Annotated in this window: 3 protein-coding genes; 1 reads left to right on the forward strand and 2 read right to left on the reverse strand. The window is 43.5% G+C overall.

Annotated features, from left to right (window positions below):
- On the forward strand, positions 1-192 hold a 192-nt coding region (locus WBA89_RS27590), incomplete at its 5' end, for an HAD hydrolase-like protein (protein ID WP_424410827.1).
- Between the two features lie 7 nt (positions 193-199).
- Here WBA89_RS27590 and WBA89_RS27595 read toward each other — a convergent pair.
- A complete protein-coding gene (locus tag WBA89_RS27595) occupies positions 200-1,420 on the reverse strand; it encodes a hybrid sensor histidine kinase/response regulator (RefSeq protein WP_424410828.1) in 1,221 nt (406 codons plus the stop codon).
- 8 nt (positions 1,421-1,428) lie between these two features.
- The coding region (locus WBA89_RS27600) for a PAS domain-containing protein (protein ID WP_424410829.1) at positions 1,429-2,637 on the reverse strand (1,209 nt) is incomplete at its 5' end.

Raw genomic sequence — 2,637 nt, forward strand, 5'->3', positions numbered from 1 at the left:
AGTTTTATGGTGGGGGATAAAGCGACTGATGTCGATCTGGCTCACAATGCCGGCTGTACTGGCATTTTGGTGCAGACTGGTTACGGGGAAAGCGTGTTGAGCGGCGAGTATCAGCACCATACTAAACCGGATTTTATTGCAGCAAATTTAGCTGCGGCGGTTGAGTGGATTTTGCAACATTTTGATGATTAGATAAGTCTTATCTATGACTTTTTGAGGAAAGAGCTACATAGGGAAGCACGACTGTAAAGGTAGTTCCGATGCCCATTTTGCTTTCGCAGCCGATCGCACCTCCTTGCAAATCCACAGCTTTTTTAACAATCGTCAATCCCAAACCGTTACCTTTAATCTTCTCAGTATTCTTGCAGCGGTAGAACATTTCAAATATTTTCCCGACTTCGGTTTCTGGGATGCCCATACCTTCGTCTCGGATGCGGATAATTAGGGAGGGAGAGTTAATATTTGTAACTTGGGAATTGCGAAACAAACACTCAGGAGACAAACAGAAAATAGGTTCTTTGTTTCCATCTCCTGTTTGACTGTATTGCAATTCCAAGCTGACTTCACCGCCGTTAGGGGAATATTTGATGGCGTTGACGATTAAGTTAGAAATAATGCAGTGCAGCAATTGTTGGTCTAAAATCGCGCTGGTAACGTCAGACGGGATGAATGTTAGTTTGTGCTTGGCTTCATTTCCTAACTGCAATTGAGCCAGCAAATCTTGACAAAATTCGACTAAATTTATCGGGAATGGATTGCATTTGAGTTTACCTGCTTCTACTTTTCCCACGAACAGCATATCGTCGATTAGCTGGTTCATCTTTTGGGTAGCTGAGTGCACCAGCCGCAGGGTTTTGACTTGGGATTCGTCACTGCTGCGAGCGCGATCGAGCTCTAGGAGCTCTGCAGAGATTAAAATTGCGTTGAGGGGATTCCGCAATTCGTGAGCAGCCATTGAAATATACTGGTTTTGGCGGTGCGATTTTTCTTCCACCGACTCTCTGATTGCTTCCGAAGCTTTGAGAGATTCTCGCATCTTGGCTTCGATTTCGTGTCTGTGCAAGGCAATCTCGATCGCCACCCGCAAATCATGTTGTTGAAATGGTTTAATAATATAACCAAACGGGTTGGTAAGTTTCGCTCTTTGCAGCGTTTTCTCGTCAGCATAAGCTGTTAAAAATACCGTTGGTACATCTACCTTGGCTCTGATTTTTTCGGCTGCTGTTACACCGTCCATGTCACCTTTAAGCACGATATCCATCAGCACTAAGTCAGGCCGTTCTTCTGCGACTTTTTCCAGGGCTTCTTCCCCAGAAACAACCATAGCTGTTACTGTATAACCCAGTTTTTTTAACCTGCCTGCTATGTCTTCAGCGACAATCACTTCGTCTTCGACAACCAAAATCTTGATCGGGTTCATATTCTTTTTTAAATGCGCCGTCGATAAGTCAACTCAGCGAAACTAATATCGTAACAAGTTCCGCACTGACTGTCAATCACCAGAGTTCCATCTAATTGGTTTGTCAACATCCGCACTAATCGCAATCCTAATGTTTCGGCATTTTCTACGTTGAAACCCGGAGGAAATCCCCTGCCGTTATCTTGAATACTTAAGTGAAATTGCTGAGAAGTTGTTTCAAGATAAAAATTAATCTTAATTTCACCTGCCAAACTGTCGGTAAAGGCATATTTCAACGAGTTAGAAACCAGTTCGTTAATAATCAAACCGCAAGGAATTGCTGTTTCTATATTTAAAGAAACTGGCTCGACGTTGACATTGAATTGGATGGAAGTGTTGCCACAACCAAAAGATTGATACAAATTAGCAACCAAATTTTCAATGTAGAGGGGGAGATCGATCAGATCGAGATTGTCGGATTGATAAAGTTGCTCGTGAATCAAAGCCATTGAATGAATGCGAATTTGGCTTTCTTCAAATAAAGCTAGCGTCGATTCGTCTTCAATATATTGAGCTTGTAGTTGCAGCAGGCTGGAAACTACCTGCATATTATTTTTGACTCGGTGGTGAATTTCTTTGAGCAATACTTCTTTTTCACGGAGTGCTACTTGGATGCGGGCAGCAGTCAATTTGCGATCGCTAATATCTTCGCAAATACCCGCGATGCGGTAAATGTTGCCCAATTCGTCGTAAATAGGAAAAGCTCGATCGCAAACCCAGCGAATACTACCATCTGGCAAAAAAATCCGATATTCGGTACTGGTGGACTCGCCCTGCAACACTCGCCCTATTGCCTCTTGCAAGCAGTGTTTATCTTCTGGATGCACCCAATCCATCCATTTTATCGGCTCTGCATACAATTCTTCGCGACTGCGCCCCCAGATTTGTTCGTAAGCTGGACTTAGATACAATAAATCGGTCAATTCAGCAGAAAGTAGCCAGAAGGAATCTTGGATATTTTCTGCTAGCTGGCGGAAGCGTTCTTCACTTTCGCGGATGACTTTTTCCGAATGTTTTCGGTCGCTGATATCTTCTGCAATGCCAACGACGCGGTAAACTTTACCAGCTTGATTGGTAATCGGAAAAGCCCGATCGCGAATCCAGCGAATTTCGCCGTCAGGTCTGACAATTCGATATTCGATCTCGTCCTCAGCTACAATTTTTTTAGTGAATGTAGC

Source organism: Microcoleus sp. (assembly GCF_049646505.1).
Lineage (GTDB): Bacteria > Cyanobacteriota > Cyanobacteriia > Cyanobacteriales > Microcoleaceae > Microcoleus.